This is a genomic window from Dactylosporangium sp. CA-139114 (assembly GCF_050955725.1).
Taxonomy (GTDB): Bacteria; Actinomycetota; Actinomycetes; order Mycobacteriales; family Micromonosporaceae; genus Dactylosporangium.
The window spans coordinates 4,607,116-4,633,674 of record NZ_CP192080.1 but is presented as its reverse complement, the minus strand read 5'-3'; the positions used below and the strand labels follow the sequence as shown (position 1 = coordinate 4,633,674).

At 70.5% G+C, this 26,559-nt stretch carries 31 protein-coding genes and 1 pseudogene; 15 read left to right on the top strand and 17 right to left on the bottom strand.

The features are described from left to right. Positions 1–96: 96 nt before the first annotated feature. Together ACQP2P_RS20970 and ACQP2P_RS20965 are read right to left on the bottom strand one after the other, a co-directional pair. Complete coding sequence (locus ACQP2P_RS20970; RefSeq protein WP_433618380.1) at positions 97–1,425, bottom strand: methyl-accepting chemotaxis protein; 1,329 nt, start codon at positions 1,423–1,425, stop codon at positions 97–99. Positions 1,426–1,501: 76 nt separating this feature from the next. After that, positions 1,502–2,206, bottom strand: a complete 705-nt coding sequence (locus ACQP2P_RS20965; RefSeq protein ID WP_433618378.1) for a TetR/AcrR family transcriptional regulator — start codon at positions 2,204–2,206, stop codon at positions 1,502–1,504. Between the two features lie 155 nt (positions 2,207–2,361). Between ACQP2P_RS20965 and ACQP2P_RS20960 the strand changes: the two genes are divergently transcribed. From ACQP2P_RS20960 to ACQP2P_RS20950, 3 genes are read left to right on the top strand one after another with little or no spacing between them, the layout of a single operon-like run. Continuing rightward, positions 2,362–2,814: a GbsR/MarR family transcriptional regulator gene (locus ACQP2P_RS20960; protein WP_433618377.1), complete on the top strand. Its 453-nt coding sequence runs from the start codon at positions 2,362–2,364 to the stop codon at positions 2,812–2,814. Then, positions 2,811–3,944, top strand: a complete 1,134-nt coding sequence (locus ACQP2P_RS20955; protein WP_433618375.1) for an FAD-dependent monooxygenase — start codon at positions 2,811–2,813, stop codon at positions 3,942–3,944. Before ACQP2P_RS20960 ends, ACQP2P_RS20955 begins: the two co-directional genes overlap by 4 nt. A 7-nt stretch (positions 3,945–3,951) precedes the next feature. Continuing rightward, positions 3,952–4,149: a hypothetical protein gene (locus ACQP2P_RS20950; RefSeq protein ID WP_433618373.1), complete on the top strand. Its 198-nt coding sequence runs from the start codon at positions 3,952–3,954 to the stop codon at positions 4,147–4,149. Between the two features lie 465 nt (positions 4,150–4,614). Here ACQP2P_RS20950 and ACQP2P_RS20945 read toward each other — a convergent pair whose 3' ends face one another. From ACQP2P_RS20945 to ACQP2P_RS20915, 7 genes are all read right to left on the bottom strand, one after another. Continuing rightward, positions 4,615–5,196, bottom strand: a complete 582-nt coding sequence (locus ACQP2P_RS20945) for a hypothetical protein (RefSeq protein WP_433618371.1) — start codon at positions 5,194–5,196, stop codon at positions 4,615–4,617. 174 nt (positions 5,197–5,370) lie between these two features. Beyond that, entirely contained in the window at positions 5,371–6,156 is a 786-nt protein-coding gene (locus tag ACQP2P_RS20940; protein ID WP_433618370.1) for an ABC transporter permease, read from the bottom strand. Then, positions 6,153–6,926, bottom strand: coding sequence for an ABC transporter permease (locus ACQP2P_RS20935; RefSeq protein ID WP_433618369.1), 774 nt, complete (start codon positions 6,924–6,926; stop codon positions 6,153–6,155). The genes ACQP2P_RS20940 and ACQP2P_RS20935 overlap by 4 nt, the downstream gene beginning before the upstream one ends. Next, positions 6,923–7,888 (bottom strand): ATP-binding cassette domain-containing protein, encoded by a 966-nt coding sequence (locus tag ACQP2P_RS20930; protein ID WP_433618367.1) that lies wholly within the window; start codon positions 7,886–7,888, stop codon positions 6,923–6,925. Before ACQP2P_RS20930 ends, ACQP2P_RS20935 begins: the two co-directional genes overlap by 4 nt. A gap of 304 nt (positions 7,889–8,192) precedes the next feature. Beyond that, positions 8,193–8,747 (bottom strand): nucleotidyltransferase family protein, encoded by a 555-nt coding sequence (locus tag ACQP2P_RS20925; protein ID WP_433618365.1) that lies wholly within the window; start codon positions 8,745–8,747, stop codon positions 8,193–8,195. Positions 8,748–9,022: 275 nt separating this feature from the next. Continuing rightward, positions 9,023–9,154 carry a hypothetical protein gene (locus ACQP2P_RS20920; RefSeq protein WP_433618363.1) on the bottom strand — a complete coding sequence of 44 codons (132 nt, stop codon included), beginning with the start codon at positions 9,152–9,154 and terminating at the stop codon, positions 9,023–9,025. 538 nt (positions 9,155–9,692) lie between these two features. Next, a complete protein-coding gene (locus ACQP2P_RS20915) occupies positions 9,693–10,076 on the bottom strand; it encodes a hypothetical protein (RefSeq protein ID WP_433618361.1) in 384 nt (127 codons plus the stop codon). A 226-nt stretch (positions 10,077–10,302) separates the two neighbouring features. Here ACQP2P_RS20915 and ACQP2P_RS20910 point away from each other — a divergent pair, with 226 nt between their 5' ends. The 4 genes from ACQP2P_RS20910 to ACQP2P_RS20895 all read left to right on the top strand — a co-directional run bounded on the left by ACQP2P_RS20910 (position 10,303) and on the right by ACQP2P_RS20895 (position 13,098). After that, positions 10,303–10,545, top strand: a complete 243-nt coding sequence (locus ACQP2P_RS20910) for a GMC oxidoreductase (protein ID WP_433619196.1) — start codon at positions 10,303–10,305, stop codon at positions 10,543–10,545. Between the two features lie 351 nt (positions 10,546–10,896). Further along, the gene (locus ACQP2P_RS20905) at positions 10,897–11,826 is read left to right on the top strand and encodes a class I SAM-dependent methyltransferase (protein ID WP_433618359.1); all 930 of its coding nucleotides are present in this window, start codon (positions 10,897–10,899) and stop codon (positions 11,824–11,826) included. A gap of 142 nt (positions 11,827–11,968) precedes the next feature. Next, a complete protein-coding gene (locus ACQP2P_RS20900) occupies positions 11,969–12,547 on the top strand; it encodes a PPOX class F420-dependent oxidoreductase (RefSeq protein WP_433618358.1) in 579 nt (192 codons plus the stop codon). Between the two features lie 164 nt (positions 12,548–12,711). Then, positions 12,712–13,098 (top strand): VOC family protein, encoded by a 387-nt coding sequence (locus ACQP2P_RS20895; protein WP_433618356.1) that lies wholly within the window; start codon positions 12,712–12,714, stop codon positions 13,096–13,098. 102 nt (positions 13,099–13,200) lie between these two features. Here ACQP2P_RS20895 and ACQP2P_RS20890 read toward each other — a convergent pair whose 3' ends face one another. After that, on the bottom strand, positions 13,201–13,662 hold the full coding sequence (locus ACQP2P_RS20890) for a hypothetical protein (protein ID WP_433618354.1): 462 nt from the start codon (positions 13,660–13,662) through the stop codon (positions 13,201–13,203). Positions 13,663–13,778: 116 nt separating this feature from the next. Here ACQP2P_RS20890 and ACQP2P_RS20885 point away from each other — a divergent pair, with 116 nt between their 5' ends. The 3 genes from ACQP2P_RS20885 to ACQP2P_RS20875 all read left to right on the top strand — a co-directional run bounded on the left by ACQP2P_RS20885 (position 13,779) and on the right by ACQP2P_RS20875 (position 16,746). Then, complete coding sequence (locus ACQP2P_RS20885; RefSeq protein ID WP_433618352.1) at positions 13,779–14,633, top strand: helix-turn-helix domain-containing protein; 855 nt, start codon at positions 13,779–13,781, stop codon at positions 14,631–14,633. 188 nt (positions 14,634–14,821) lie between these two features. Next, positions 14,822–15,766 carry an NADP-dependent oxidoreductase gene (locus ACQP2P_RS20880; protein WP_433618350.1) on the top strand — a complete coding sequence of 315 codons (945 nt, stop codon included), beginning with the start codon at positions 14,822–14,824 and terminating at the stop codon, positions 15,764–15,766. Positions 15,767–15,789: 23 nt separating this feature from the next. Then, positions 15,790–16,746: an NmrA/HSCARG family protein gene (locus tag ACQP2P_RS20875; RefSeq protein ID WP_433618348.1), complete on the top strand. Its 957-nt coding sequence runs from the start codon at positions 15,790–15,792 to the stop codon at positions 16,744–16,746. Positions 16,747–16,936: 190 nt separating this feature from the next. Here ACQP2P_RS20875 and ACQP2P_RS20870 read toward each other — a convergent pair whose 3' ends face one another. Then, positions 16,937–17,893: a DUF1152 domain-containing protein gene (locus ACQP2P_RS20870; RefSeq protein WP_433618346.1), complete on the bottom strand. Its 957-nt coding sequence runs from the start codon at positions 17,891–17,893 to the stop codon at positions 16,937–16,939. A gap of 269 nt (positions 17,894–18,162) precedes the next feature. Between ACQP2P_RS20870 and ACQP2P_RS20865 the strand changes: the two genes are divergently transcribed. Together ACQP2P_RS20865 and ACQP2P_RS20860 are read left to right on the top strand one after the other, a co-directional pair. Continuing rightward, positions 18,163–19,236, top strand: a complete 1,074-nt coding sequence (locus ACQP2P_RS20865; RefSeq protein WP_433618344.1) for a hypothetical protein — start codon at positions 18,163–18,165, stop codon at positions 19,234–19,236. A 240-nt stretch (positions 19,237–19,476) separates the two neighbouring features. Continuing rightward, positions 19,477–19,662 (top strand): hypothetical protein, encoded by a 186-nt coding sequence (locus ACQP2P_RS20860; protein WP_433618343.1) that lies wholly within the window; start codon positions 19,477–19,479, stop codon positions 19,660–19,662. Positions 19,663–19,816: 154 nt separating this feature from the next. Here ACQP2P_RS20860 and ACQP2P_RS20855 read toward each other — a convergent pair whose 3' ends face one another. Beyond that, complete coding sequence (locus ACQP2P_RS20855) at positions 19,817–20,389, bottom strand: histidine phosphatase family protein (protein WP_433618341.1); 573 nt, start codon at positions 20,387–20,389, stop codon at positions 19,817–19,819. 163 nt (positions 20,390–20,552) lie between these two features. On the opposite strand from ACQP2P_RS20855, the gene ACQP2P_RS20850 reads away from it, so the two are divergent. Next, positions 20,553–20,828 (top strand): hypothetical protein, encoded by a 276-nt coding sequence (locus tag ACQP2P_RS20850; RefSeq protein WP_433618339.1) that lies wholly within the window; start codon positions 20,553–20,555, stop codon positions 20,826–20,828. Between the two features lie 205 nt (positions 20,829–21,033). On the opposite strand, the gene ACQP2P_RS20845 is transcribed toward ACQP2P_RS20850, so the two are convergent. From ACQP2P_RS20845 to ACQP2P_RS20825, 5 genes and pseudogenes are all read right to left on the bottom strand, one after another. Next, positions 21,034–21,351, bottom strand: coding sequence for a hypothetical protein (locus ACQP2P_RS20845; protein WP_433618338.1), 318 nt, complete (start codon positions 21,349–21,351; stop codon positions 21,034–21,036). 259 nt (positions 21,352–21,610) lie between these two features. Next, positions 21,611–22,393 (bottom strand): septum formation family protein, encoded by a 783-nt coding sequence (locus tag ACQP2P_RS20840; protein WP_433618336.1) that lies wholly within the window; start codon positions 22,391–22,393, stop codon positions 21,611–21,613. A 307-nt stretch (positions 22,394–22,700) separates the two neighbouring features. Next, positions 22,701–23,264, bottom strand: coding sequence for an endonuclease/exonuclease/phosphatase family protein (locus ACQP2P_RS20835; protein ID WP_433618335.1), 564 nt, complete (start codon positions 23,262–23,264; stop codon positions 22,701–22,703). Positions 23,265–23,337: 73 nt separating this feature from the next. Next, positions 23,338–23,472 (bottom strand): annotated as a pseudogene (locus tag ACQP2P_RS20830) (IS5 family transposase); the annotation flags it as partial. A gap of 15 nt (positions 23,473–23,487) precedes the next feature. After that, the gene (locus ACQP2P_RS20825) at positions 23,488–23,970 is read right to left on the bottom strand and encodes a VOC family protein (RefSeq protein WP_433618333.1); all 483 of its coding nucleotides are present in this window, start codon (positions 23,968–23,970) and stop codon (positions 23,488–23,490) included. 102 nt (positions 23,971–24,072) lie between these two features. Here ACQP2P_RS20825 and ACQP2P_RS20820 point away from each other — a divergent pair, with 102 nt between their 5' ends. Together ACQP2P_RS20820 and ACQP2P_RS20815 are read left to right on the top strand one after the other, a co-directional pair. After that, positions 24,073–25,212 (top strand): DUF1275 family protein, encoded by a 1,140-nt coding sequence (locus ACQP2P_RS20820; protein WP_433618331.1) that lies wholly within the window; start codon positions 24,073–24,075, stop codon positions 25,210–25,212. Beyond that, entirely contained in the window at positions 25,209–26,381 is a 1,173-nt protein-coding gene (locus ACQP2P_RS20815) for a glutathione-independent formaldehyde dehydrogenase (protein WP_433618330.1), read from the top strand. Before ACQP2P_RS20820 ends, ACQP2P_RS20815 begins: the two co-directional genes overlap by 4 nt. Positions 26,382–26,559 lie beyond the last annotated feature (178 nt).

Sequence of the window (26,559 nt, the reverse complement as noted above, 5' to 3'; positions counted from 1 at the left end):
CACCGGCGATCGGGCGGCTCCGTGATCAGCTTCGCACGGTGGGTGATCATGCTCGTGCGTTTATCGGCAAACATGATTGCCCCGCGCGCTCGTCGCTCAGAACAGTTCGACCGCCGGGGTCGTGCCCGGGCCGGCCGCGGGGACGGCGGGGACGGCCGCCGGGCGCTTCGCCTCCGGCGCCGACGGCGGCGGGGCGAAGCTGGAGCGGCCGATCCGGGTGACCGGCACGTCCTCGTAGGCGGCGGTGAGCTCGCTGAGCCGCGCCGCGATGGCGGCCAGCGCCGCGACCGAGTCGGCGACCTGGCGGGTGCCGTCCGTGGAGCGGCTCGCCGCCTGGGCCAGATCGTTGATGGTGGCGGTGAGCGCGGCCGTCGTCTCGCCGGTGCTGCCGACCCGACGGGTCATCTCGGCCGTGGAGTGGCGCTGGTCGTCGACCGCGGCGGTGATGTCCGTCTGGTGCGCCGTGATCTGGTCGATGACCCGGGTGATCGACCCCAGCGCCACGGCCGCCGCCTCCGCGTCGGACCGGATCGCCGCGACCTGCGCGTCGATGTTCCCCGTGGCCTCGGCGGTCTGCTGGGCCAGGCCCTTGACCTCGTCGGCGACGACCGCGAAGCCCTTGCCGGCCGCCCCGGCCCGGGCCGCCTCGATCGTGGCGTTCAGCGCCAGCAGGTTCGTCTGGGCCGCGACGCCGTTGATGAACGCCACGACGCCGCTGATCTGCGCACTGGAGGCGCCCAGCCGGGTCACGCTCGCCTGCGTCTCGGCGGCCGTCGTCACACCCTCCTGGGCCACGCGACCGGCGTTGGTCGCCCGGGTGGCGATGGCGTCGATGCTGGCACGCACCGCGTCGGCGCCGGCAAGCAGGTCGCGCATGTTGGTCGTGACGTCGTCGATGGACCCGGACAGCAGGACCGCCTGCTGGGCGGTCTCGGCGGTGTGCCGGGTGACGGTCGAGGCGCTGGCGGCCAGCTCGTCGGCGGCGTCGCGCAGGTTGTGGGCCTGCTGCGCGATGCCCGTCAGCAGGTGCCGCATCCCCTCGGTCGCCTGGTTGACGGTGCCGGCGATCCAGCCCATCTCGTCGGCGCGCATCACCGGCAGCTCCAGGTCGAGGCGGCCGTGGGCCAGGGCGTCGAGCGCCGCCATGGCGCGCCGCATCCGCCGGGCCAGCCGGCGGGCCGCGTACACCGCCTCGGCGAGCAGCAGCACGAGCACCAGCCCGAGGACCCATTCCAGGTGCCGCAGGCCCGCGGTGGGCAGCCGGGCCGCCGCGGCGGGGTCGAGCGCGAGCCACACCAGCGCGATGCCGACCGGCACCACCACCGCGGCGACGGTGCGCGCCGTGAGCTCGAAGACGATCGTGCGGTACCAGCGCCGCTCGGGCCGACCGGCCGCGGCGCACTCGGATCGTGCATCAGGTGACACAAGGGCCAATCGGCGACCACGGCGCCCGCTTGAGCCAACGCCGCCGGCCCGGTCGCCGGCGGGGCGTGCGCGACCCTCAGCCGGGGAGGTTGTCCAGCATCAGGGCGAGCGCGAAGTCGAAGCGCTCGTGGCCGGTGCCCGTGGTCAGCTCCTCCGCGTGGCGCCGGATCTGCGGGAAGGCCTCGGCGGGCAGCTCGGTGAGCCGGCGCGCGAGCTCGTCGCGGCCCAGGACCCACTCGTCGCCGCCGCGCCGGCGGCGCTGGGCGACGATGGACTTCTCGAGGGCGTAGGCGCTCACGTAGAGGGACAGGGCGTCGATGGCCCACGCCGCCGTGCGGGGCGCGACGCCGCCGGCGAGCAGGATGGCCAGCATGCCCTCGTTGATCCGGAGCGTCTCGAGGCTGGTGGGGAGCATCGCGAGCGCGGCGCGGGAGATGCCGGGGTAGCGCAGGTACTGGTCGCGGATCTGGGCACACACGCCGGCGATCTGCTCACGCCAGGTCGCCGGGTCCGGCTCGGGCAGGACGATCTCGGAGCAGAGCCGGCCGATGATCAGCTCGTCGATGTCGGCCTTGTTCACGACGTGGGCGTACAGCGAGGCGGGCCCGGTCCCGAGCACCGCCGAGATGCTGCGCACGGTCAGCGCGTCGTAGCCGTCGTGCGCGACGACCTGCAGCGCCGCGTCGACGATCCGGTCCACCGTGATGGGTGCCTTGCGCGGGGCCGGCGGGTCCGGCGTGCCGTGCCGCGCGGCCCGGCGCTGCTTCGGGTCGTGGGACATGCGGCTCACAGTACCTTGACACGAACTTAGTTCGATATACCAGAACTTCGTTCGTGACGGTCGAACCAGGGCCGTTGCGGCACGCCTGGCTCGTGCTCGCGGTCCCCGCGGCATGGCGCTGGAGATGCTATGAGTTTCAGCTTATACTGAAATTCGTGAACGACGACGAGCGGGCGCTCGCCTGGGTGGATCAGATCGCGATGCACCTCGCACGCGACGGGGTGTCGCCGATCGCCGGGCGGGTGCTCGGGTGGCTCATGATCTGCGACCCGCCGGAGCAGTCGGCCGCGCAGATCAGCGAGGCCATCGGGGCCAGCCGCGCCTCGCTCACCATGAACCTGCGGCTGCTCACCGGCATGGGCTTCCTCAGCCGGCGCACCCGGCCCGGCGATCGGACCATGTACTACCGCATGGCCGACGATGCCTGGCAGACCGTCGTGCGCAGGCAGGTCGCCGGGATCGCGGCCTTCCTCGACATCACGCGCCAGGGCCTGGACCTCGTCGGCCCCGACGGCGAGCGCGCGGGCCGGATTCGGCAGGCCCACGCCACCTTCGACTGGATGGCCCACGTCTTCGGCAACGCCCCACCCCTCGAGGAGCAGTCATGAGCACCGGGCACGCGGTGATCGTCGGAGCCGGTATCGGCGGGCTCGCCGCCGCCGTCGCGCTGCACCGCATCGGCTGGTCCGCCACCGTGCTGGAGCGCGCGGGCGAGCTCGGCGAGATCGGGGCCGGGATGTCCCAGGCACCGAACGCGCTGGCCGCCCTGGACGAGCTCGGCGTCGGCGAACGGGCCCGCGAGGCCGCGGTGCCGTCCCGGGCGACCGGCAACCTGCGCACCCCCGACGGCCGCTTCCTGCAGCGCGCACGGGCCGCGGACACCCCCGCGCTGCTCGCGTTCCACCGGGCCGACCTGCACCGGGTGCTGCTCGACGCGGTGCCGCCGGGCTGGGTGCGCACCGGAGCCGAGGTCACCGGCGTGCGGGCGGACGGGACGGTGACGTTCACCGGCGGGGAGCTGCGGGCCGACCTGGTCGTCGCGGCGGACGGCATCGGCAGCGCGACGAGGCGCGTGTTGTGGCCGGACGCGCCCGCGCCCCGGTTCCTCGGGCGCACCGCGTGGCTGGGCGTGGCGCCCGTGGCCGACCAGCCGGGCAGCGTGACCCTCGGCCTTGGTGGGTACTTCCTGATCCATCCCCTCTCGCGCGGGCGCGCCTACTGGGCGTACGTGACCACCTGCGACGACCCGGGCATCCGCTTCGAGGACGAGCACGCCGAGGTGGCCCGGCGGGTCCGGGAGTGGCACGACCCGATCCCGGCGCTCATCGCGGCGACGCCACCGCACGCCGTCATCCACATCGACATCCGCGAGCTGCCCCCGCTGCACTCCTTCGTCGTCGGCCGCGTGGCCCTGCTCGGCGACGCCGCGCACGCGATGAGCCCCGACCGCGGCCAGGGCGCCGGGCAGAGCCTCGAGGACGCCGTCGTGCTCGCCGCGGCGCTCGCGCAGGAGCCGACCGTCGAGTCCGCCCTGCGCCGCTACGACACCGAGCGCCGGCCCCGCAGCCAGGCGATCGCCCGCAGCGCCGCCGTCGACGGCCGGGTCAACACCACGCGCCGCTTCCACCGCCCGCTCACGGCGATGATCCGGCTGACCCCCGCCGGGCTGTGGAGCAGGAGCATCGCACCCGACGCCAACGACGCCTGGCGCTGGCGGCCGCCCCGCCTGATGCGGTGAGCGGGCCTTGTTGTCGTACTTCGGCGGCGACACCCTCGACGAGTTCCTGCTCCCGGCCACCTGGCTCACCCCGGCCGCCCTCGCCTCACCCGCCCCGGTCGCGTTACCGGACGTCGACGGCTGCTTCCTCGACGACGACCGGCGCCGTCGCCGGACGACGAGCGCGGCGTCATCGCGACCGTCACCGACGCCGGCCGAGAGCTGATCGCCGCGCGTGCTGCCGGGGCATGTCGAGCGGGTCCGCCAACTGCTGTTCGAGCCGATGACGGGCGGCGACCTGGCCGCGCTGAGCACCGTGCTCGGCCGCGTCCGCGACCACATGCGCGCGACCCCGCCGCGCTCCGCCAAGCCGCGAGCCGGCCGCAGCCGGGGCAGCGGCATGCGCTCCATCCGCCCCGCGGACCACGCCCTGCGCGGCCGGGTCTTCGCCGTGGACATCCGCGCGGCGCAGCCGTGGCAGACACGCCCGGCGATCGCCCCGCGGGTGGCGCCGGTCATCGTGCCCATGGCATGCGAACACCTGCGGGCGGCGGCGAAGTCGCGATCGACGCGGACGAACCGGCCGGGCTCACGGAGCACTGGGGCGAACCGCTGTGCGAGCTCCGCGCAGCGCGCTACGCGTCGTCACCGCCATCAACGCTGGGCGCACGGCGCGGCCGATGCGTGGCACTCAAGACCGGTCGGCGACGTCGAGGTCGACGAGGAAGCCGCGTGGCTGCCACTGCTGTGCAGGCAGCCGGTCACGGCTCGTGTGGAAGTACTGCTCGGGGCTGAGGAACTGCATGGTGCCGAGTTCAGGTCGCCCATCGGGCAGCGGTTCGACGACCGGCGGATCGCCGCGCAGGCGCTCGGGGCGGGTATCGGGCACGTCCGTCAGGCGCACGTCCTCGCGGCGGCGCAGCCACCCATCCGCACCCCGGTCATACCGGTCGAACACCGCCCGTACCCGCCGGACGATGCCCACCGTGACGGGCAACTCGCCGATGAGCCCCAGGTACGCGTCGAAGCCCAGGCATCCGTCGAGCACGACGTCGCCGCCCAGGTGATCGGCTTCCCGGACCGCGCGCAGGTCGCCAGCCTCGATAAGCTGCGCCCAGGGCCGGCCGCCGAAGTCGAGCAACGTGCCGGCACGCACGAGGACTTGGCGCAATACCAGATCGTCGGGCAGCTCTGGCTCGTCAAGCCATCTCAGCCGGGTCGTGACCCGCTTCCCCTGTGACCATGGCTCCCGGAGAGGGGTGTTGAGCAGCACCGGCCAGAGCATTGCTTCGTCCTGTCATCCAACGTGCAGACCGGAGACCGGGCATGCCTACGGGTTGCGGCGATCGGCCTTGCGTACCTCCAGCGCGGTCTGCCGGTCTCGCCGGCCCGGACATCGGCGGTGCGGCGCAACCGAGCCGCAAGCGGACGGGTGCAATCCCGCCGGCTAGGCGACATCGAGCGTAGCCCGGCGGCGGCTCTCTCGCTCGAAGTACGCGAGCAGGGCCAAGCCCAGGGCGGCGTAGAGCACCCCGAGCCCCGCCTCGGCGAACAGGTCGGCGCGGACGGCGCCGAGCGAGGCCCCGGCCGCCACCCGCCGGGCCGCGTCGATGCCGTGGGTCAGCGGCAGCCAGTGCGCGGTCGCCGCCATCCATGGGGGCAGCGCGTCCAGCGGCACGTTCACCCCGGCGAAGATGAGCAGCACGCCGAAGATGATGTTGGACAGTACCGCCGTCTCACGAACCCGCAGCGCCAGCGCGGCACCGGTGAGACCGAGCCCGGTGCAGGCGAACGCCGACACTGCCACGACGGCGACCAGGGCGAGCAGCGCGCCCGCCCGCACGTGCACGCCGAGCAGCAGCGAGCCGGCAACCAGCCCCACCAGCGAGACTGCCAGCCCGTTGAGCACCACCGGCAGGGCCCGGCCGAAGAACAGCGGGATGCGCGCCGCCGGCGAGACGAGCAGCAGCGGCAGGGTCGCCTGCTGGCGCTCACCGCTGATGGTGTTCCCCATCGCGAACAGGCACGGGATCGAGGCGTACTGCACTGCGTTGCCGATGACGAAGAACGCGTCGTCGCGCACCCCGGCGGCGCGCCCGACGTAGGCGAAGAACAGAATCTGGAAGATCGGCCCGAGCACGAACGTGGGCACCAGAATCCAGGGGCTCAGCCACGAGAAAAGGGCGCGGTAGCTGGTGAGGCCGCCGATGAAGAACAGCCGCAGCGCGTTCACGACAGCGCCAGGGTCGCGTCGCGGCGGGCCGAGTCGATCAGGCGCCGGGCCAGCAGCGCACCGGCGGCACCGTACACGGCGGCGAGGCCGAGGCAGGCCGCGATGCCGGGCAGCGCGTTGCCGCCCGCCGCGGCCGCCCGGACCGCCTCGATGCCCCAGGTCGGCGCGAGCGCCCAGGAGACTGGCCGGGTCCAGTCCGGCAGCAGTGACAGCGGGACGAGAAATCCGCACAGCAGCCATACCGGGAACTCCAGCGCCGAGCCGAGGGCCCAGGCCGAGCGGTACCGCACCGAGGCGATCGCCACCAGGAAGCCCAGCACCCCGATCGCCGCGACCGTGGCCAGGCACGCGGCGACGAACGCGAGCGGCCGCTGGACCACGAGATGGATGCCGAACACGAAGCGGCCCCACAGCAGCGTCGCGACGAGACTGTAGGCGCCGATCGTGGCCATCGACAGGGTTACCGGCAGGATCAGCAGCGTAAACGGCGTCGGCGCGGCCACGAGCAGTTCGAGCGTGCCCTGGCGGCGCTCCTGCTGCAGCGACGACGCCGCCGTCGTGCTCGTCGCCGACCACACGCCCATGAGGCTCGCCCCGACCGCGGCCGACAGCAGGGCCGAGGGGGCCGCATGGCCGCTGCGGAACACGAGGAACACGATGGTGGCGAAGATGAGGGGGTACAGCACCCCGAGCACTCCGTCGAAGGCGGACTGGCTGCGAATCTTCAGGTTGAGCCACCAGGCCACGACGACCACACGCAGCGGCCTCATGCGCCGGCGACCAGTTCGACGTAGGCATCCTCGAGCGTCGGCTCGCGCGTCGCCACCCGCCCGACCCGCGCGCCGTCGAGCGCGCTCAGCACCGCCCGGGCTGGCTCGGCGCCCGGCTCGGCGTGCACCTGCAGGATCTGGGCCGGGCCGCGCTCCTCGACGTTCACCGAGCGCACCCCGCCGACGGCCCGGACCCGCTCGGCGGCGCCGTCGGTCAGCCCGAAGACCTCGATCTCGACCACCCGGCCCGCGCTCACCCGCTGCTTGAGCTCCTGCGGGGTCCCGTCGGCCAGAATGCGCCCGCCGCTGATGACCGCGATGCGATGGCACAGCTCGTCGGCCTCGAACATGTAGTGCGTGGTGAGCAGCACGGTTGTGCCGGTCTCGATGAGCCCCTTGACCGTCTGGCGCAGCTCCCGCGCCCCGACCGGGTCGATGCCGATGCTGGGCTCGTCGAGGAAGAGCACCTGGGGCCGGTGCAGCAGTCCCCGAGCGATGTGCAACCGCTGGCGCATGCCCCGCGAGTAGCCCTCGACCCGCTCCTTCTCGCGCCCCGCCAGCCCGACCAGCTCCAGCAGCTCGCTGATGCGCCCGCGCTGCTCGCGGGCGGGCACCGCGTAGAGCTCGGCGAAGTACCGCAGGTTGTCCAGGCCCGAGAGCCGGTCGTACAACCCGCGGTCGCCGCCGAAGACATACCCCACCCGCTGGCGCACCTCCCGCGGCTGCGTGACGACGTCGAAGCCCAGCACGCTGGCCTTCCCGGCGGTGGGCAGCAACAGCGTGATGAGCATCTTGATGGTCGTCGTCTTGCCGGCTCCGTTGGGCCCGAGCAGCCCGAAGAGCTCGCCCCGCTCGACCTGGAAGCTCACTCCACGCACGGCCTCGACCATGCGGCCCGCGCCCCGTAACCGGGCTCGGGCGCGGAACGTGCGGGTCAGGTCGGAAACCTCGATGACTGGCATACAGCTCCCCTCGCGCCGGGTGAACCGGGCCGCTGCAAGCATCGTTCGCGGCGCCGACCATAGCACCCGCGGGCGGAGCGCGGTGCCCTGCGAAGCAGTCGACAGCACCAAGGAGGCATGACTACGGTCGGCACTCAGCTTGATCCATCAAGGTTGATCTTTTGGTATCGGTTCACATTCGACGGCAGTGACCAGCGGCGATACCGGAGTCGTCATCAATCGACGGTTGTTGACCGATGCCGCCGGGGCGGACAGCAGAAGAGGACATCCCGTCGGGATGGATTCCCTTCGCCTGGCGTGAGCGCTAGATCTCCAGCCGCAGTCCGGCCCATCGGCCGAGCCATCCCTTGACCTCCACGCGGCGCCGTACCATCGCGCGGCCCGCTGCGTTGTTGAAGGCTGGAGAAGGGCGGACAACCATTCCCACAAGGTCGGCCAGCCCATGGCAAGACGCCAGGCGAACAGCGTCACCCCGCAGCGTAACCGCGACGCACGTCGCCGTTTCGGGCCAGCGCGAGATCGCGTCCAGGGCGGACGTGTAGGGCTCATCGCCATTGCGCAGATGCATCCGTGCCTGATTACGAATCTCCCACGGCACCCCAGGCAGGGCCTCCATGGCCTGGGCTTCGGCGCGTGCGTCCTCGCGCGCGTCCAGCTTCTCCGGGTCGAAGTAGGCGACATCTACGTCGCGCTCCGGTAAGGCCGGGAGGCCGCTGATCGAGTCCCAGACGCGGTTGCGTACGAAGCCGGCACCGATCCACCAGTCCGGTAATCCAAGGTCGGCCGTAGCCCGAAGGACGTTCATCGCTCTCGGGTCTGACTCGATTACGCCTACAACGTCCAGTGCGCTCAGAACCACCCCCGGAACCCTAGACCAGCGGACGTACGCACCGCTTGCGAGGCGGGGGCTGAGGGCAGAGCGAAATCTCTCACGGACGCGCTTCGGCGCGATCACCACCGCAGACAGGTAGGCGCGATCCGCATGCTGGCAGTCCGCTGGAGATGCCCGTACCGGACGATGGAGGGCGGCACTTGCGTCGGCGGTCACCGGCACTTACGCAATCTCCCCATCGAGGAAAGCCGCCCTGCTCAGCACCCCGGAAGACCGCGCCCACCACCACATCGCGGACATCCTCATCTCTTCGCGGGCGCGCCTGGATTCTGGGGCTCGGGGCGCCACAGGAACCCGCCCTGTGCATCGACGTGCGCCACGTAGCCGTCCACCGGTGCACCGTTGGACAGGCCGACCGCGAGGTCGGCGAACATCGTGTGGACCCCTGGCCAGAGCATGCGCTCGGCCGCCCCGGAGTCGTGGTAGACACGCCAGGTGGTGCGGCGACCCAGCGGGCTCTCGGTCCCAGTTCTCCACCGCGTCGGGCGTCGGCCACACATCGCTCATCACCTCGTTGCGTGCCTGCAACAGCATGGCCCGCATGTCGTAGGCGCGCGGCGGGGACAGCGGTGCGAAGCCCGGCGGCAGCAGCCCGATCCGCTCCACGCCGTCGACGAGCTCGGCCGTGCAGCGCCAATATGCACGAATTCCGGACGTGGGCGTCGGCCGGGAAGCCGGTGGCGCCGGCTCCACCGATGTGCCGGCCGGCGCCGCGAGCGAACTGGGCACGGTCTGCTCCAGCCAGGCCCGAATGACGGCCCAGCTCTGCTCGATTGCTGCCACCAGGTGATTTGCCAGCCCGGGTATCCGCGAACGGGCGACTTCGCCCGGAGCTGCCGTTGCAAGCGGTGACCTCAGCGCACCGGCTTCCATCGTCAGCGCCCTGACCGGACACAGCACACAAAGGCCCACTCAGAATCGGGCGAACTGCATCCCGAACAGCACCAGGACCGCGGCGAGAACGACCCCGACCGCAACGAACTTCGAACGCTGGTACCGCTTCGGTGTCGGCAGAGACGCCACGACCAGCGGCAGCGCAGCCGGCATATAGAAGATGAGGCCGAAGAACACCCCGCACAGCGTCATCGGCACCAGCACGACGACGGCCAGCAAACACAAGGCGCGGAAGTCCAGATGGTCCCGGAACGCCAGCGGCACCGCCGTCAGCAGCGCACAGATGACGTACAGCGGCGTCGCCCGGGGGTACCCGACCATCAGCGGCAGCGTCACGAGCGAGGCGTAGGCGACCCCGGCCCCCACGGTGAGCCGATCCCAGGCGACCGGCACCAGCACCATTTGAACACGTTCAACCACAAGAACACGGTAGACCGGGGCTGGGAGCACTTCAACGCGCGTGTGACCCACCCCGTGCCGCATAGCGCTCGGTGCCGGCGGCGACGGCCCTCGACCTCGCCGGTGTACGCGCGTGCACGGCGATCCGCGCGTGAGGTCAAGCTGCTGGCGCGAACTCCGACACCTTGACGGCTGGCGATCGTCGCCGGCCGTGGATCCCTATCGAGCGATGCTCAGATATCCCTCTGCCATGCGAGCCCGGTTCCCCGGTGCACGATGTCTCGACTTCGTCCGCACCGGGGTCACGATGTATTCCCACTCGTCCGGTGCCTGCCGCATGGGCAAGGACGACCGGGCCGTCGTTGACGCCAAGCTGCGGGTCAACGGCATGTACCACACAACCTGCGGATCGCCGACGGCACCATCATGCCGCGCATCGAGTCCGCTCCGACGATGCCGACCTGCGTGCTGATCGGCCTGCGGATGGTCGAGATCCCTACCGGCCGGATGTAGGGAACGCCGTCAACGGTGACGCTCAGATCCAGGTGCGCGCTTCGCCGCCGGCACGCAGCGGCGTCGCGATGACGACGGTCCCGGTGTGGTCGGCCTGGCGGTCCGAGTCGACCTTCCAACACCTCCTGCAGGTTCTGTGAGCCAAGGAGTTGGTTTAGTGTCCTGCCCGTGTCCTGAACAGTCGACACTGAGGGTGAGACCGTTGACCAGCTCTCTTCCGTATGTCTGTCCCGTTTGCCGGGCCGGCTTCGCTACGCACGACGGGTTCTACTGCACGGGTTGCAACGTACGGTATCCCGTCATCCGCGGCATGCCCGTGCTGTGTCCTGCCCCGTATCGCCATCTCGGTGAGGAAGCTCTGCGCATCGTCGAATACCGCCAGAGCAACCAGGCTCAAGGGAAAACGGTCGAGTCGGACATGATGTTGCTCGACGATATCTGCGACAACATGACGGATGCGATCAGCCCGTTGCTGACCGTGCGGTCTGTCCTGGCCACCGCGGCCGCCCGGCCGGCGACAAGGTCACGAAACTCGTACTCGCCGGTGCAGTCCCTGCATTACCTGCGCCGAGACTGGAGCGGCACACCAGAGTGTGAGAAGGAGATCCAGGACGTCACCCAGGCGGCCCTCAAGGCGCTGGACAACGCCGGCGGTGAGCGTTCGAGGATCCTGCTCCTGGGAGCGGGCACCGGGCGGTTCGCGAGCGTGTTGTCGCCGCATTTCGCATCGACACACGCCATGGAGCTGTCAGTTCCCATGGGCCTCCTCAGGGACTTTCTGCGCGACGGACCGCTGCGCTTCACCGTTCTCGACCGGCGGAACCGGCGATCTGAGGCCGACCTACGCCAACAGCACACCGCGTCGAGCCTTGGCGTCGAGCTGGATTCGGTGGACTGGGCGATAGCGGACGCCTTGCACTGCCCATATCCCGACGGCTATTTCTCGACTGTGGCGTCGCTGTACTTCTCGGACGTCGTGCCGCCCAGTCGGCTGCTGCCCGAGGTGGCTCGCATACTCGCTCCGGGGGGAACCTTCGTGCACGTCGGTCCGCTGGGGTACCAGTTCGACCGACCCGCCGATGACCACTGGCCGGCCGAGCGATGGCCCGGCGAGGTCGAGAAGTTCGGCCTGCGAGCGGTGTTCACCGACTGGGTTCGATCGACCCATCACGTCGATGCGTCGTCGATGTTCACCTCGCTGGTGGACAACTTCGTGCTCGCCTGCGAGAAGCGCGTCTGAGCGTCCCGCGCCCCTGGGAGGTTCATGGGTGCATCTCGGCAGGGCGCACAGGCGCGGGCGCCGGTGAACATGTCCAGCGCGGTCGTGACGCCCATGGTGGCGAGGTCGCCCAGCACGGTCCGCGGGTCGGATCGAGGTGCACGTGGAACACCGCGGCCAGTGGTTCGTCAACTGGCCACTGGAGCGGATGGCCGAGGAGCATCACCATGCTCGGACCGGTGCGCCGATGGCCCGCCGGCAGTCATGCCGACACTCATCCTGTGGACGCCGCCAGTCGCGACACACTTCAGGTGTGCCAGCAATGACCGAGGACGAAGCGATCGCCTTCCTGGCGGAGGAAACCCACACCGGCAAACTCGCCACGGCCGGGCCGACGGGCGACCCGCACGTGGCGCCGATCTGGTTCATCGTCGACGGCCCTGACATCGTCTTCAGCACCGGCCGTGACTCTGTGAAGGGGCGTCACCTGCGCGCCAATCCCAGAGCCGCGCTCACCGTCGACGTCGAGCGGTTCCCGTACTCCTTCGTTGCGGTGCGCGGCGGCGTCTCCATCGCCGAGGATCCGCCGGACCTGACCACGTGGGCCACCCGGATCGCCGAGCGCTACGTCCCGGCCGGGAAGGCGGGGACGTACGGTCAGCTCAACAGCCAGTCCGGCAACGTGTTGTGCCGGCTACACATGAACCGGGTCGTCGGCATCCGCGACATCGCAGCGATCTGAAGCCCTGCCGACGGGACGGTTCGGTCCGAGGAACTCGCGTTTCTCGCCTCGACACCGGCCACACCCCGTCATACGGCTCGCGTATCTCGATCCGGTCGCGTTCCGGTGCCGTGCGTCACGTGATGGGGTCGAAGCGGCATGCGGCAAGCGGTACGGTCGGCGGCATGACGGTTGTCGCACGCGTCGGCTCGGTCACGCTCGACTGCGCCGACCCGCGGGCCTTGGCGAGCTTCTACCAGGCGGCGACCGGTGCCGATCGGGAGTATGACGGCGACGAAGCGGTCGCTCTGGCCCCGGTGCAGGCCGGCGGAATCAACCTCTGCTTCCAGCGGGTCGCTGATTATCGGCCGCCGCGCTGGCCCGACCCGACCGCGCCGCAGCAGTTCCACCTTGACCTGTATGCCGCCGACCCGGCCGCTGCCGAGGCACGCCTGATCGAGCTTGGCGCCACCCGCGCGCAGCACCAGCCGGGTGAGGGCCGCTGGACTGTACTGCTCGACCCGGCCGGTCACCCGTTCTGCTTGGCGCCCGACCCGGAGTCGGCCGCTTGACGGCGCTGGGCTGAGTGCCGCCAGCGGTTCCGACATAGCTCAAGCACACACGGATCTGCCGCCGATCGTGCGTTGTTGGGCCTGTTCGCAAGGGCCGGAGGGTTACGCGATTCCGTCGTGGTCCTCGTTGGAGTGCTCCAGTGTCACCTGGACGCCTTCGGCGGTCAGGTGTCCGGCCAGGACCGCCATCTCGGCGGGCGTTCCGGCAAGTCCCGGGCCGGTGAGGGCGGCGTAGACGTCGGCGACCTCGGCGATCGTTGCTCCCTGCCGACGGAACACCGTGAGAGTTCGCCGCCGTTGGTCTCGGTTCTGGCCTGGGTCCGCGCGTAGCCGGGTGAGCCCGACGCGGGCAAGGAGGGTCTGCCGGACGATGGCGTCAACGCGGTCGAACACCGCCGGCGTAGCGCGATCCTGGCCGACGTAGTCGCAGTCGGTGGACCGCGACGTCGTCGTCCACACGACCCGGCCCGCTTCGACCGCCTCCGCAACATGGAATGCCGCCGCGGCGCCGCATATCGGGCACGGGCCGCCCTGGTCGCCGCAGACCAGCATCACCACATGCACGCCGCGAACGGTACGACCCGCCCGCGTGGGCGCGTCCGAGCATGAGCGGTCGTGGCACTGCACGCCAAGGCCGCCCACTAGCTGCGCTGTCTGGACTGTCCAGGCACACTTGGGCCGTGGAACGTCACGAGTTCGGCGCCGCGGTGCGCCAGTTGCGGGTGAGTACTGCCCCCGTGACTGTCGGGCTGCCGGTCGGCCGTCGGCGGGTGCAAGGGTTGCGGCGTGAGGAGCTCGGCGAGCTCGCGGGGATGTCTGCGGACTACGTACGCCGGTTGGAGCAGGGGCGCAGCCATCCGTCGGCCGGGGTGGTGAACGCCATCGCCCGCGCGTTACGGATCGGGCGGGCGGAGTACGAGCGGCTCTGTGCGCTGGCCGGGTACGCCGCCGCGGACGGGCAGGTGCCGAACGAAGTCGGTCCGGGTGCGATGCGGCTGCTGGAGCGGTTCACGGACACGCCGATGTTCGTCTCCGACGCGGCGATGAATTTGATCGCCGTGAACAGTGCGTTCATGGCCCTGGGGCATTGGGATCTCACCGGGGACCCGTGGGAGTGGAACATCGCCTGGCGTAGCTTCTGCGATCCGTTCAGCCGTTTCCAGCAGTCTGCGGCTGACGCAACCGATCATCAGGCGGTCCTCGTTGCCCGCCTCAAGAGCGCGCTGTTGCGCTACCCCGCCGACGCGTCGCTTGCCGCGCTGGTGGACGAGATGCGGAGCCGAAGCCGCCTGTTCGACACCTTGTGGCGCACGCCACGACCGGTGGCGGCCTACGAGAGCAGTGCCACGTTCATGCATCCGGACAGCGGCTCCGTCACGCTCGTCGGCAGCCTGCTCGCCATCCCGGGCGACGATCTGGCGGCTCTGATGCTCACCGCGTCGCCGGGCTCGGCCGATGCGGCGCGTCTGGCTGAGATCGTCGGCGTCGCCGGGGAGCCGACCATCATCAGGGTGGGCCAGTCCGGCCCAGGCTAACTGCGCCGGATCCTGCGAAGTTCGTGACGTCTCCAGCGACCGCGGATCCAGTGGCTGCCTCCGGATGGCCCTCGTGACGCGGGGCTGGACGCCTTCGCAACTCGAAGCAATGCCGCAGAGACGACTCTGCGTCGGTATCGCTTCAAGTTCGGAGCACATCGACGGCGCTCACGGAAGCAGGTGCAGCAATGAAGGCAGTGCGTTTTCACAAGTTCGGCGGTCCCGAGGTCCTGCGCTACGAGGATGTCGCGCAGCCCACCCCCGGCGGCGGTCAGGTCCGGATCCGCGTCGCCGCGACGTCGTTCAACGGCGTCGACGGCAACATCCGTGCGGGCTACATGCAGGGTCCGATCCCGGTCGAGCTACCACACACTCCCGGCATCGACGTCGCGGGGACGGTCGACGCGCTCGGTGACGGCGTGGACGACGTCGCGGTCGGCGACCGGGTCATCGGCTTCCTGCCGATGACGGGGGCCGGGGCGGCCGCGGAGTATGTGATCGCGCCGGCGGAGATCCTGACGGGGGCACCCAAGAACATCCCGTTGGCCGACTCGGCGGCGTTGCCGCTGGTGGGCCTGACCGCGTGGCAGGCGCTGTTCGACCACGGCAACCTGACCACCGGTCAGCGGGTGCTGATCAACGGCGCCGGCGGAGCGGTCGGCGGATACGCCGTGCAGCTGGCCAAGGAGGTCCGTGCCCGTGTGATCGCCACGGCCAGCCCACGCAGCGCCGAGCGTGTCAAAGCCGCAGGCGCCGACGAGGTGATCGACCACACCACCACAGACATGACCGCGGCGGTGACCGAGCCGGTCGACCTCGTACTCAATCTCGCACCAGTCACTCCGGAACAGCTGGCCGCGCTGGTCACGCTGATCCGTGACGGTGGCACCCTCGTCAATACCACCGTCTGGATGCCAGCTCCTTCCGACGCGAAGCGCGGTGTGCGCGGCATCGACCTGTTCGTCCGCAGCGACGCCGACCAACTCGCCGACCTGGCCGCTCGCGTCAGCACCGGTGAGTTGCGCGTCGAGGTCGCCCAGCGGGTCCCCCTCGCGGAGCTGCCGACCGTGCACGCCCAGGCCGCCGCGGGTGCGCTGCCCGGCAAGACCATCATCGTCGCCCACACCGCCTGACGCCGAACTGACAGGAGAACCCGATGTCTCACGACAAAGTGATCACCGTGCTCGGCGCGACCGGCACGCAGGGCGGCGCGGTCGCCCGGGCGCTGCTGACCGACGGCGAATTCACCGTACGGGCAGTGACACGCGACGTCACGTCACCCAGGGCGCAGGCGCTGACCCGGCTCGGCGCCCACGTGGTGGCGGCGACCCTCACCGACGAGGGCAGCCTCCGCCGGGCATTCGACGGGGCGTACGGCGCGTTCCTGGTCACGCCGTACTGGGAGCACCGTTCGCCGGCCCGGGAACTGGCCGAAGTGGAGCACCTCATCAGCGCGGCCCAGGCAACCGGCCTGCGGCACGTCGTGTGGTCGACCCTCGAGGACACCCGGGAGGTGATCGCGGCCGATGACGACCGGATGCCGGTCATCGGCGACGGCTACCGGGTGCCGCACTTCGACGTGAAGGGCGGGGCCGCCGACGCGCTGTTCGCCAAGTCGGGCCTGCCCACCACGTACCTGCTGATGTCCTTCTACTGGGACAACCTGCTCACCCTGGCCAAACCGCAACGCGACCCGGACGGGACGCTCGCCGTGCACCTCCCGCTCGGCGACACCGCGATCGCGGGCGTCGCCTCCGACGACATCGGCCAGGCGGCGCTGCGCGTGTTCCAGCAGCCGGCGGAGACGATCGGCGCCACGATCCCCGTGGTCGGCCAATACCTGACCGGCGAGCAGATGACGGCAGCGCTCAGCGCGGCGCTCGGTGAACCGGTGGCCTACCGCCCGCCCACCCACGAGCAGTTCCGCAGCCTCGGCTTCCCCGGCGCGGACGAGCTGGGCAACATGTTCCAGTACTACGCCGAGTTCCCCGAGTCCTACCTCGGCCGCCGCGACCTCCAGGCCGCTCGCGCGTTCAACCCGCATCCGCTCAGCCTGACCGACTTCCTGACCGCGCACCGGGCCGCGCTCGGCGATGCGGAGGAGCCCCGATGACCACCATCGACATCGCCCCGTTCAGCCCGCCCGCAGCCCCCGAATCCGTGCCGGCCGGCGCCTCCTTCCAGCTCCCGGCGCCGGTCGATTCGGCCGGGGCGGTCTGAGCGTTCGGACCGCCGGACTGTTCAGATGCTCTTGGGCGGCGAGCCCGACGCCGTTGGCGTGCGGGCTCGACGCCGTCCGATGTTCAGTGCGGAAAGGCGCGGGGCAAGCGGGTGCTGATCGTCTCGCGGAACTGTTCGATACGGGTCGCGACCTGGCGCATGCCGTAGGTGTTCTCCAGCCGGTCCAGGTACAGCGATCGAGCGGCGAGGGCGTCGAGGGCGACGGTGAAGTAGATCGCCATGAGCGGGTTGACGAACAGCGCGCTTCCCCGGGTCCGCTGGGTGAACTGCACGTCGCCGAAATCGCCGCGGGTGGCGGCAGCGATCTGTCCATTGACGATGCTGGGCCGCAGCGGTGTCGCGGCCTGGGCTGCGGCGACCGCGTCGCGGTACAGCGCGGCTTCCCGGCTCGCGCCGGGAATGGACAGCGCACCGAGGTAGGCGCCGTCACGGTCGAGCGCGGCGAGGTTCTCCAGCACCTGGGAGTGGTTGACACCGTGGTAGGCGTCGATGCCGAACCCGAGGCAGGAGACCAGCTTGACCGGCAGATCGATCCCCGCGACGGCGGCCAGGCTGGTCATGTCCTCAACAGGCGTGCCGAGACCGGCTTCGTCACCGCGCATCAGGATGTCCGTACCGCCGTCGACCAGCACAATCGCGTCGATGCCCAGGTGATCGACGAGGTGGCGGTAGGCGGCACGCAGGCCCTGCACCCCGACCTTCGGGAAGGCGTACACCGTGGACGGCAAGTCATGACCGGCGAGCCAGACCGCCAGCGTGCGTTCGGGGAAATAGTCGTCCAGCCCGGTCGTCTCCGCGGTCACCGCGGCGATGTTCTCGGCGAGCCACACGTCCAGGTCGAGGAGTTCGAGCTGACTGAACGACAGGTTGGCCAGGTGGACCTCAACATCGGCGTCCCACAACGCGAACGCCAGCGGCAGCCCGGCATACACGTCGAACCCGCCACCCGCACCGGCAATCAGGACACGGCGCGCCTTGCCCAGCGCAGCGAACAACGGCGGCGTCACGAGCGAGCTCACGTCCCACCCCGACACGACACCATCTCGACGTTCACGTCCATCACCCGCTGCATGATCCCCGAACGACCAAGCCCCAGCCAAGCACCCCTGCACTGTTGACCAGCACCGTCACACAAGGACGATCACGGTGAACTGGGCGGTTCGACGAGGCACAAATGAAGATCGTTTCCACGCCGGCACCGGATGCGCGGTGCTCGCTTGATCACGTGCGCGCTTCTGCCGCAATCAAGGCGCAGCCGCGCCAGGGCATCGCGTGTATCCTCCCCGCCATGAATCTTGAGGACCCCGACGGCGAGCTGCGCAGGCTGGCGGGCGAGGCCAAGTTCCCGCACCGCGATGCGGCGCAGCGCGCGCTGCGCTTCCGTGGCTCCGGTGACGTCGCGGACCTCATCGCCGTCATGGACGATCCGCACCCCTGCGACATGACGGACGTCCTCTTCGCCATGGCCGGCGCCAAGCGGCCGTGGCTCAACTGGGTGCCGATGCCCAGCGAGGCGGTCAGCAACCTGGCCAACCACGTCGGCGCGCGCCGGGCCGCGGGCGAGACGATCAACATGGTGCGGACCGGGCTGTCGGCGGCCGAACCGGCCAGCGCGCTGACCGCCGCCCGCCGGGTGATGGGTCCAATGGAGATCGGCATCGGCGCGTTCCCCGAGCCCGACATCCGGGTGCCGCTACGGCGCCCCGAGCAGCACTCGATCTGGCGCTACGACGGCGAGAACCCCGTCGCGGCGGTGCCCGCGCCGAGCGCGGCGGCGATCGAGACCCTGCACGAAGTCGGCGGCCTGCCGTGGCCGTCGATCCTGTCCGGATACCTGCAGGCCGAGCCGCTCGGCGCACTGTCCGTGCCGGACCTGCTCGGGCTCCTGGCGCACCTGCCCGGCCCACCGGACACGCCGCGCTGGCAGTACCTTGCCAAGTCGACACCGATGTACTGGTACCGGCTGTTGCAGCCCTGGGTGTGCCTCGGCATCCTGCACCACGCGCCGGACGAGCCGTGGCCGACGTCGGTGCGCCGCCAGGTCCTCGTCGATGTCGCGATGGGCATCGAGGACTGGGCGGCCGACGCCGCGCTGTTCGCCCTCGTCACCGCCGCCTACCGCGAGCCTGCCCTGCGAACCGAGGTGCACTCGCTCGTGCGCACCCGCCTCGATGCCGCCGTCGCCGCGCCGCGGCTCGTCACGATCGAAGCGTCGCTGGCGCAGCTGATGCTCATCACGCCCGGCTGCACGCCAGCCGATCGGGCGGTGGCGGCTGCCGCTCTGGAACGCGCCGACGAGGACGAAGAGGAAGCACACGCCCCAGCGCCGAAGCAGCGCCGGTGGTGGCAGCGCTCCAAGTAGCGCACGGTCCGGTCGCCTGCGCCAGTTGCTCGCTGGAGAGCCGGTGAAGGACGTAGACGCGAGGATCGAAGTCCCACGTCCCGCCAGCTGCGTCGTTGGTGACCAAGACGAACCAGTACTCGCGACCATCGTGCACGGCAACGCCCGTCGTTGGGCCGTCGTACCAGTCGCTGAACCATGTCTTCCGAACCTCGGTCAGCTCCGGCAGCTCGAGTCGCCGCGCTCGACGGAGCTGGCGCCGTGCTCGCGGTCGCTGAGCTGGGCCGCGGTGAGCTCGTGTCCGAGACGTGCATGCTCTATTTCGAGTTGTTAGCCGTGCCGGCCGGGCACGCTCTCTACGGCATCCAGATCGGCGACAGGCCGCCGTACGAGTACACCGAAGAGTCCATGCACCGCCCGAAGGGCATCGGATTCGCATCCGAGTAACCGGCACCGTCAGCTGTGGCCCGCGACGCCCAGCGGCTTTCGCGCCCGACGCAACGATCTTGGTTCCGCTCATGGCGCGATCAGCTCGCCACGGAGCGTCATCGGGAGTTCGTCGCCAGGCTCGCGGACATGCCGAATAGCGGATGCCGTACAGCTACAGGTGCCCGGTGTCGTTGAAGCTGACCAGGGTCGGCGGTCGATCGGAATCCCACTGCACGATGGTGATTGCGCAGTTGGCCTGGTTGAGGCCGATCCAACGCCACACCGGGGCGTCAAGCATGTGGCGGACGAACCAACCGATCACGAAGTTATGCGTGATCAGCAGTTCCTGCCGGTCCTCGTCGCCGGTGACACCGAAATGTTCGACAGCGGCCTGCAGGGCAACGGCGTCCTCATCGCGCTCGTCGTCGGGCACGCCGTCGAGCCAGGCAAGCCACCGGTCCGGATATCTGCCACGTTGGCCAGCAGAGGGCACCGGCGTTCGGTCCGCCACGAAATCGCAATCGTGTCTCGGCACCCGTGGGAGATGGCCGGCGACGACGTCGGCAGTCTGGGCCGCCCGGGCCAGCGGGCTGTGGTGGATGGCCGAGAAAGGCACCGTACGGAGCCGTCGACCCAGCCGGTCTGCCTGCTCGCGGCCGAGCTGGGAAAGACCTCCGTCCGGGGCGTGATCGGAGGCCGGATCCTGCTCGCCGTGGCGGACGAGGTATAGCTGTGTACGAGACATCGACGCGCACCCTTCGGGCCCTGTTCGGCGATGACGACGATAGATCAGGGAAGCGCAGATGACCCCGGCTCATGCCAAGGTCGGGCGAATGCTCCTATGGCCGCCGACCGCGCAGTGCTCAACTGACGACCCTCGGCAAAGTCGCGGTGTGATACTGGCTGACATGGCCGCTCCATGGATAGCCCTCGGCTTTGCGATCCTGTTGACGGTGGTAGGGATTGTGTTGGCGACGAACTACCGCGACCTCGCTACCAGACATATCCGGGCGGCGCAGCGGTGGAGCCCTCAATTCCGCCGCCAACCAGCAGACCCGACCCCGTTCGTCCTTCTCGACCGGGTTCTCGGCGCCTTCTTCGCCATCGCCGGCGCCGCGTGGGTGGTCCTGACTGTGGCTGACCTGATCGTGGGCCCTGGCCGATTCATCCAGTACGGGCCTTGATCAGCACTCAACTCGACATCCGGCCATGCCGCGATCCGGGGTACAGACCGTGACGACCGGCGGGGCCGCCAAGCTTCCGGACATCCCGATGACAGCGCGCGTCCAGCGCTGTCCATGATCAGCGCTGATGCCGCGTCCGGACATGCCGCTGGTTGGGTGCGACGACACGCGGCACCACGTGCTCCTCGCTCACCTGGAGTCAGCATCAGCACAGTGGTGATCGGTAAAGGACCTCGACGTTGACGATGTCGTCGTCCACCACGTCAAGGTTGAGGTAGCCCGGCCACGGCGGATCAAGGCATATGGTGCGGTGGCCCTTGCCGTAGCCGCCGACCGGTCGCGGAGCGGTAGAGAAGCTCTGACAGAAGTCGTCCCCGCAGCCGCACGTCTGCACGACGCGCAGGTTCTTGACCTGATCGATCAACGAGTCGTCGCCATGCGCCCGCAACGCCGCGGCGAGTTCGGTCGCGAAGATCGGCCACCTCGTGTGCACCAAAGGCGCCTCGGCCGGCCCAATCACCACGACATGCACGCTACCGCCGAGCGGGGTAGAGGTTCACTCATCTGCCGCTGTTTGTCCGCGTGCCGCTAACCGAATCCAAAAATACTCAGGCATCCCGGACTGCCGATGCGCGCGCGTGGCGGCTACAGGGCCGCCTTCAGCGACTCGACGAGGATGTTGGACCGTCCCTCGTAGTGGTCCAACAACCGTGTGCCAGAGGCGATCGCCGTGGCCCAGCCGGCGCGGTCCAGCAAGGTCGACGCCGCTTGTGTGCGGTGGTTCAGTACTGTAGCGGCCCCGACCCGAGGCCCTTGACGCTTGCGCGGACCTTGTGGCCCTGGGAGACCGTTGCGTAGCAGAGGCTGGTGCGCTCGCCGGCCTGCCACTCCATCTCGTTGTCGAGGTACGTGAACATGCCGCGCACGTCGCGGCGCTTGCCCAGGGCCTGCGGCGTCAGCCCGAGCAGGCTCGCGACCAGGGCGTCGCACCTGGTTCGAACGAAGACCTGCTGCGACTCGTACGCCGGGTACACCCCGGCCGAATGCTCGACGAAGCCGGCGTACTCGGCGTCGTGCACGGCCGCGCAGTCGGCCGGCGTCGCGGTGGCGCCGTCATAGAAGCCCTGGGCGTCGGGAGCCTGACCGATCAGCGTCGCGCAGCGCTGGGCGAGCTTCCCGGCGCCGCCGGGGGCCAGGTCGCCCTTCACGGTGCCGATGCGCTGCCGGGCCGCCTCGTACGGGCCGGTCCTGTCGACCTCCGCGAGGCCGCAGACATAGCCGCGGGCGCCGCTGATCCAGTCCGAGGTGGCGGGGCGGCCGATGTGCACGAACACCCAACCGCCGTGCCAGTCGGCGCCCAGGTACGCGGTGGCGGCCTTACCGCACTCGACGTACGCGGCGCGCAACGCATCGCTGCCCCAACCGGGAACCTGCCCGCCGTCGGGGAACCTGCCGGTGCCCACCACCTCGAGCTTGTGCGCCGTACCGCACCCGACCTCCTTGGTGACCGGATCGCCCTTGTCACCCGACACGATGTTGCCGCCCGACGTCAAACACGCCCCCACCGCGGGCAGCACCTCAACCGGCGACCGTGACGCGGACGGCGACGACCCGCCGGCACCGCCGGAGCCGGAACACCCGGCCAGCAGTACAGCCACGGTGGTCCCGACCAAGAGGGGAATCCAACGCACGGCTACGCACTATAGATCAGCCCGGCACTACGCCGGGACCGACACAGGGCCGATCACCAGCCGAAGTTGTCCCTATCGAAGCGGGATCCCGTGCGCTTCCCCACGCGACCACCATGCGACATCGACGCCACTGCGCTGACGGATGCATCGTCACAGGACCACCAGAAGTCGTCCGAACGGGTCAGCCGCCGGCCTTCGGCAGTACCAGTTCGGCGAACACGGCCCGGTGGTCGCTCCCCGTGACGCGATAGATCACAACCTTCCGTACTCCGACACGCTTGTCGGCGAGGATGTGGTCGAGCGTCACGCTCGGGAAGTACCACCGGTTGTCGTAGGGCCACGACGTGGAGAGCCCGGCACCGGTGAGGTCGGCGGCGTCGTGATACCCCTTCGCTACCACCCGGCGGAACGCCTTGTGGTCAAGGGTCGAGTTGAAGTCGCCCATGAGCAGGTTGACCGGCCCGCCTGGGGTCGCCGCCGGCTGCGCCGCGAGGTCGGCCAGCCAACAGGCGTCCGACGCACGGCCCATGGGAGCGCACGGATGCGCCGACTCGACATACACCTCCGGGGCGCCCGGCACTCGCACTCTGGCGTGCGCCTGCACGAAGCCCCCGGCGAGCTGTCGGTATCCCTGTTCCGCCAGCGGGAACCGGCTGTAGACGGCCGACCCGCCCGCGTCGGCCCGCGGAAAGGTGACCGCGTCGGGCAGTATCTCTTCCAACCCGGCCGTACGCAGTGACGACACGGCGCCACCCTCGGCGAGGCGAGTGAAAACCTCCACGTGACCAGCTCGGGTGTCAGCGGTACACCAACTGAGATGCCACATCCCACCGGATCCGCCCGGCGGCATCCGCATCCGCCGGCAACGCGGTCAGCACCCGCTGCCATGTCCCGTCACGCTGCCACCGGCGGAACATCCAGTACAACGTCTGCCACGGCGCACACACCGCAGGGCCCATCACCGCCCGCTAACCCAGCTGCTCGACCTCGAGGCGGTGATCCTGGTCGAGGATCCAGCCCTGCTCGTAGATCACCTCGAACAGGTGCCCGTCCGGGTCCTTGAAGAAGCCCGCCACACCCCATGCCGTCGGGCTCGCCGCCTTCACGACGGTGCCGCCCGCCTCGGCGGCCCGGGCGAGCACGGCCGCCACCTCCTCGGGCGCCCTGGCCAGGTACGCCAACGCAAACCCGGCAAACCCGGAACCCTGCGCCGTGGGCTCCAACGCATCCCGGGCGAACGCCTCCCGCTGCAGCAGGCACAGCGCATACCCGCCGAGGTCGAACTTCACGAACTCGGCGTGGCTGGTGCTCGCCTTCCTCCAGCCGAGCGCCTCATAGAACGCCGAGGCACTGGAGACGTCCCGAACCCCCAGCACGATCAGGTGAACGCGCTGCGCCGGACCACCGGACCTCGCCGTATCGGGCTGGTTTGCCCCGCCATGCTCCGACATCCGCTACTTCCGTCCCTCGATCGACACGTCGGTGATCCACAATGCCCCGGCCCCGGGCACCCCGTCCACCTGGCCTGTCGACACGGCCCGCGCCCCGGCTGCATGGCCTGGCGTCGCTGCGGCCTGCCACGCCGCCTCGCGCGCCACCGCCTCGGCCCGACGCCGCAGCTGTCCCTCGCCGCGCGGCGAATAAGCCCCGGATTGCCGGGTAGACGTCCGTCCGGCGGTCGGGCCCACAACATCGCCGGTCCGCGACCGGTCGGCGAGTCCGCAGAGGGCCCCCTGACCGCGATTATTCGCTTGGGGGACGTGGATGACCGCGCGTACAGCCCTACCTCACGTCGGGATCACGCCGAACATGTTCGGATCTCCTACGGACTGGCCGGCCTGGCCGTCTGCTGGGGGTACGCGGCCATGCTGGGGCTGGCGCCCGCGGTCGTGGCCGACGTCCTGTTCATGCTCACCACCGGGGTCTGGTTGGCACTCGTGGTCGACAGGAGGCCAGCCGTGGTTGCCGGTGCCGACAGCCCAGCCGCCCACCCGCAGCCGGGACGGCCGGACCGGTCGGACGCCGCGCTGCCCGCGCCGGTGGTGGTGCGGCTGCTGGCGATCCTGGCCGCTGCGGCGGGCTGCCTCGACGCCGTGTGCGTGACCCGACTCGGCAGTATGTTCGCCAGTGTCATCACCGGCAACCTGGTACAGCTCGGTCGGGGAATCGCCACGGTGGACGGCCGGTTGGCGGCCGGCGCGACGACCGCCGTCGGCGGCTACGCCCTCGGGGTGGCCATCGGCACCGTGGGGCTACTCCGCTGCGGTACCGGCTGGCACCGGCGTACCAGCGTGGTCACCGCGGCCGAGGTGGTGCTGCTGGCCGGCATGGTGGCCGGCTGGCTGGCCACCGACGCGCACCCAGGGCCAACGACCACGCCGCTGCTGCTCGGACTGGCAGCCACCGCGATGGGCGTGCAGAGCGCGGTCACGATCAGCTCCGGCGAGCACGGGGCGTCGACGACCTACCTGACCGGCACGCTGACCACCGTGGTGCGCGCCGTCACCGTCGGCCCGCACCTGTTCGCCGCTGGAGCGGGCGGCGTTGCCCGGATGGTGGCGCTGGTGTGCGGCGCCGCCGTCGGCGCGCTCGTGCTGCGCGTCGCGCCGTTGTGGGCGCCGGCCCTGCCGGCGGTGCTGGTCACCGCCGTCGTCGCCGCCGCGCTGACCCGGAACAGGATGGAACGATCGTGAAAGCCGTCGTCTTCGAGGACGTGCGCGCTGTCGGCGTGCACACCGTGCCGGACGCCACCATCGAGTCCGGCTCCGACGCGGTGGTCCGCGTCACGTCCAGCGCGATCTGCGGTACCGACCTGCACATGTACGACGGCCGCACCGGCGCCGAGCCCGGCCTGGTGCTCGGCCACGAACCGCTCGGCGTGGTCGAGCAGGTCGGACCCTGCGTCGAAACCATCACCCCCGGCATGCGCGTGGTGATACCGACCCACCTGTACTGCGGCACCTGCCACATGTGCGCCCGCGGGCTGTCCGCCGCCTGTCTGCGCGCCCGCCCCGACGGTATCGGCGCCGCCTACGGCTACGCCGGGATGGGACCCTACCGCGGCGCCCAAGCCGAGTTGCTGCGCGTGCCGTGGGCCGACGCCAACTGCATCCGCCTGCCCGGCCAACCGGGCGACGCCCGCGAAGATGACTTCGTCCTGCTCGCCGACGCGTTCGTCACCGGCTGGCACGCCACCGTTCTCGCCGACGTCCGCGCCGGTGACACCGTCGCCGTCTTCGGTGCCGGCACCATCGGCCTACTCGCCGCCTACTCCGCGCTCCTCAAAGGATCCCGGGCGGTGTACTGCGTCGACGGCGTCGACGCGCGCCTGGACAAGGCCAGTGAGCTCGGTGCCACGCCGGTCGACTTCCGGGCCGGCGACCCGGTCGACCGGATCCGCGAGTTGCGGGCCCGGGCCGGGCTGCCGATCGGCGAGGAGAAGCTCGGCGGCGTCGACAAGGTCATCGACGCGGTCGGGTTCCAGGCCCACGACCGTACCCACCCCGGCCGGGAACGGCCCAATCAGGTGATCGCTGACGCCGCCCGCATGGTCAACCCAGAAGGCGCGGTCGGTGTCGCCGGCGTGTACCCGGAACGAGATCTCAACCCCCAACCCGGTGAGACCGCCGAGGGGTGGCTGACCGTACCCTGGGCAACCTTCTTCGCCAAAGGCGTCGGCGTCCGGTTCGGCCGTACCCACGACCGCCGCTACACCACCCACCTCCGGGACCTCATCACCTCCGGGCGGGCCCGCCCCGGAGCCATCGTCACCCACCACGGCGGGCTCGACTACGCACCCGAGCTGTACCGGCAGTTCGACCAACGCGAACGCGGGATCATCAAGGCCGTCCTGCACCCCTGACGTCAGTGCCGACGCCATCACGCTCAGCGCAGACCGTGGTCCAGCCGTGCGGGAAGATGGACCTGGTGGCGCCACCTGCGACTGTGGTGAGCCACCACGGGAGCCAGATGGACCATTCCCAAGGCGGAGAACGTGCCGCGCAACTCCTCACCTCGGCCCTCGGCCGCCGCGCCCTCCT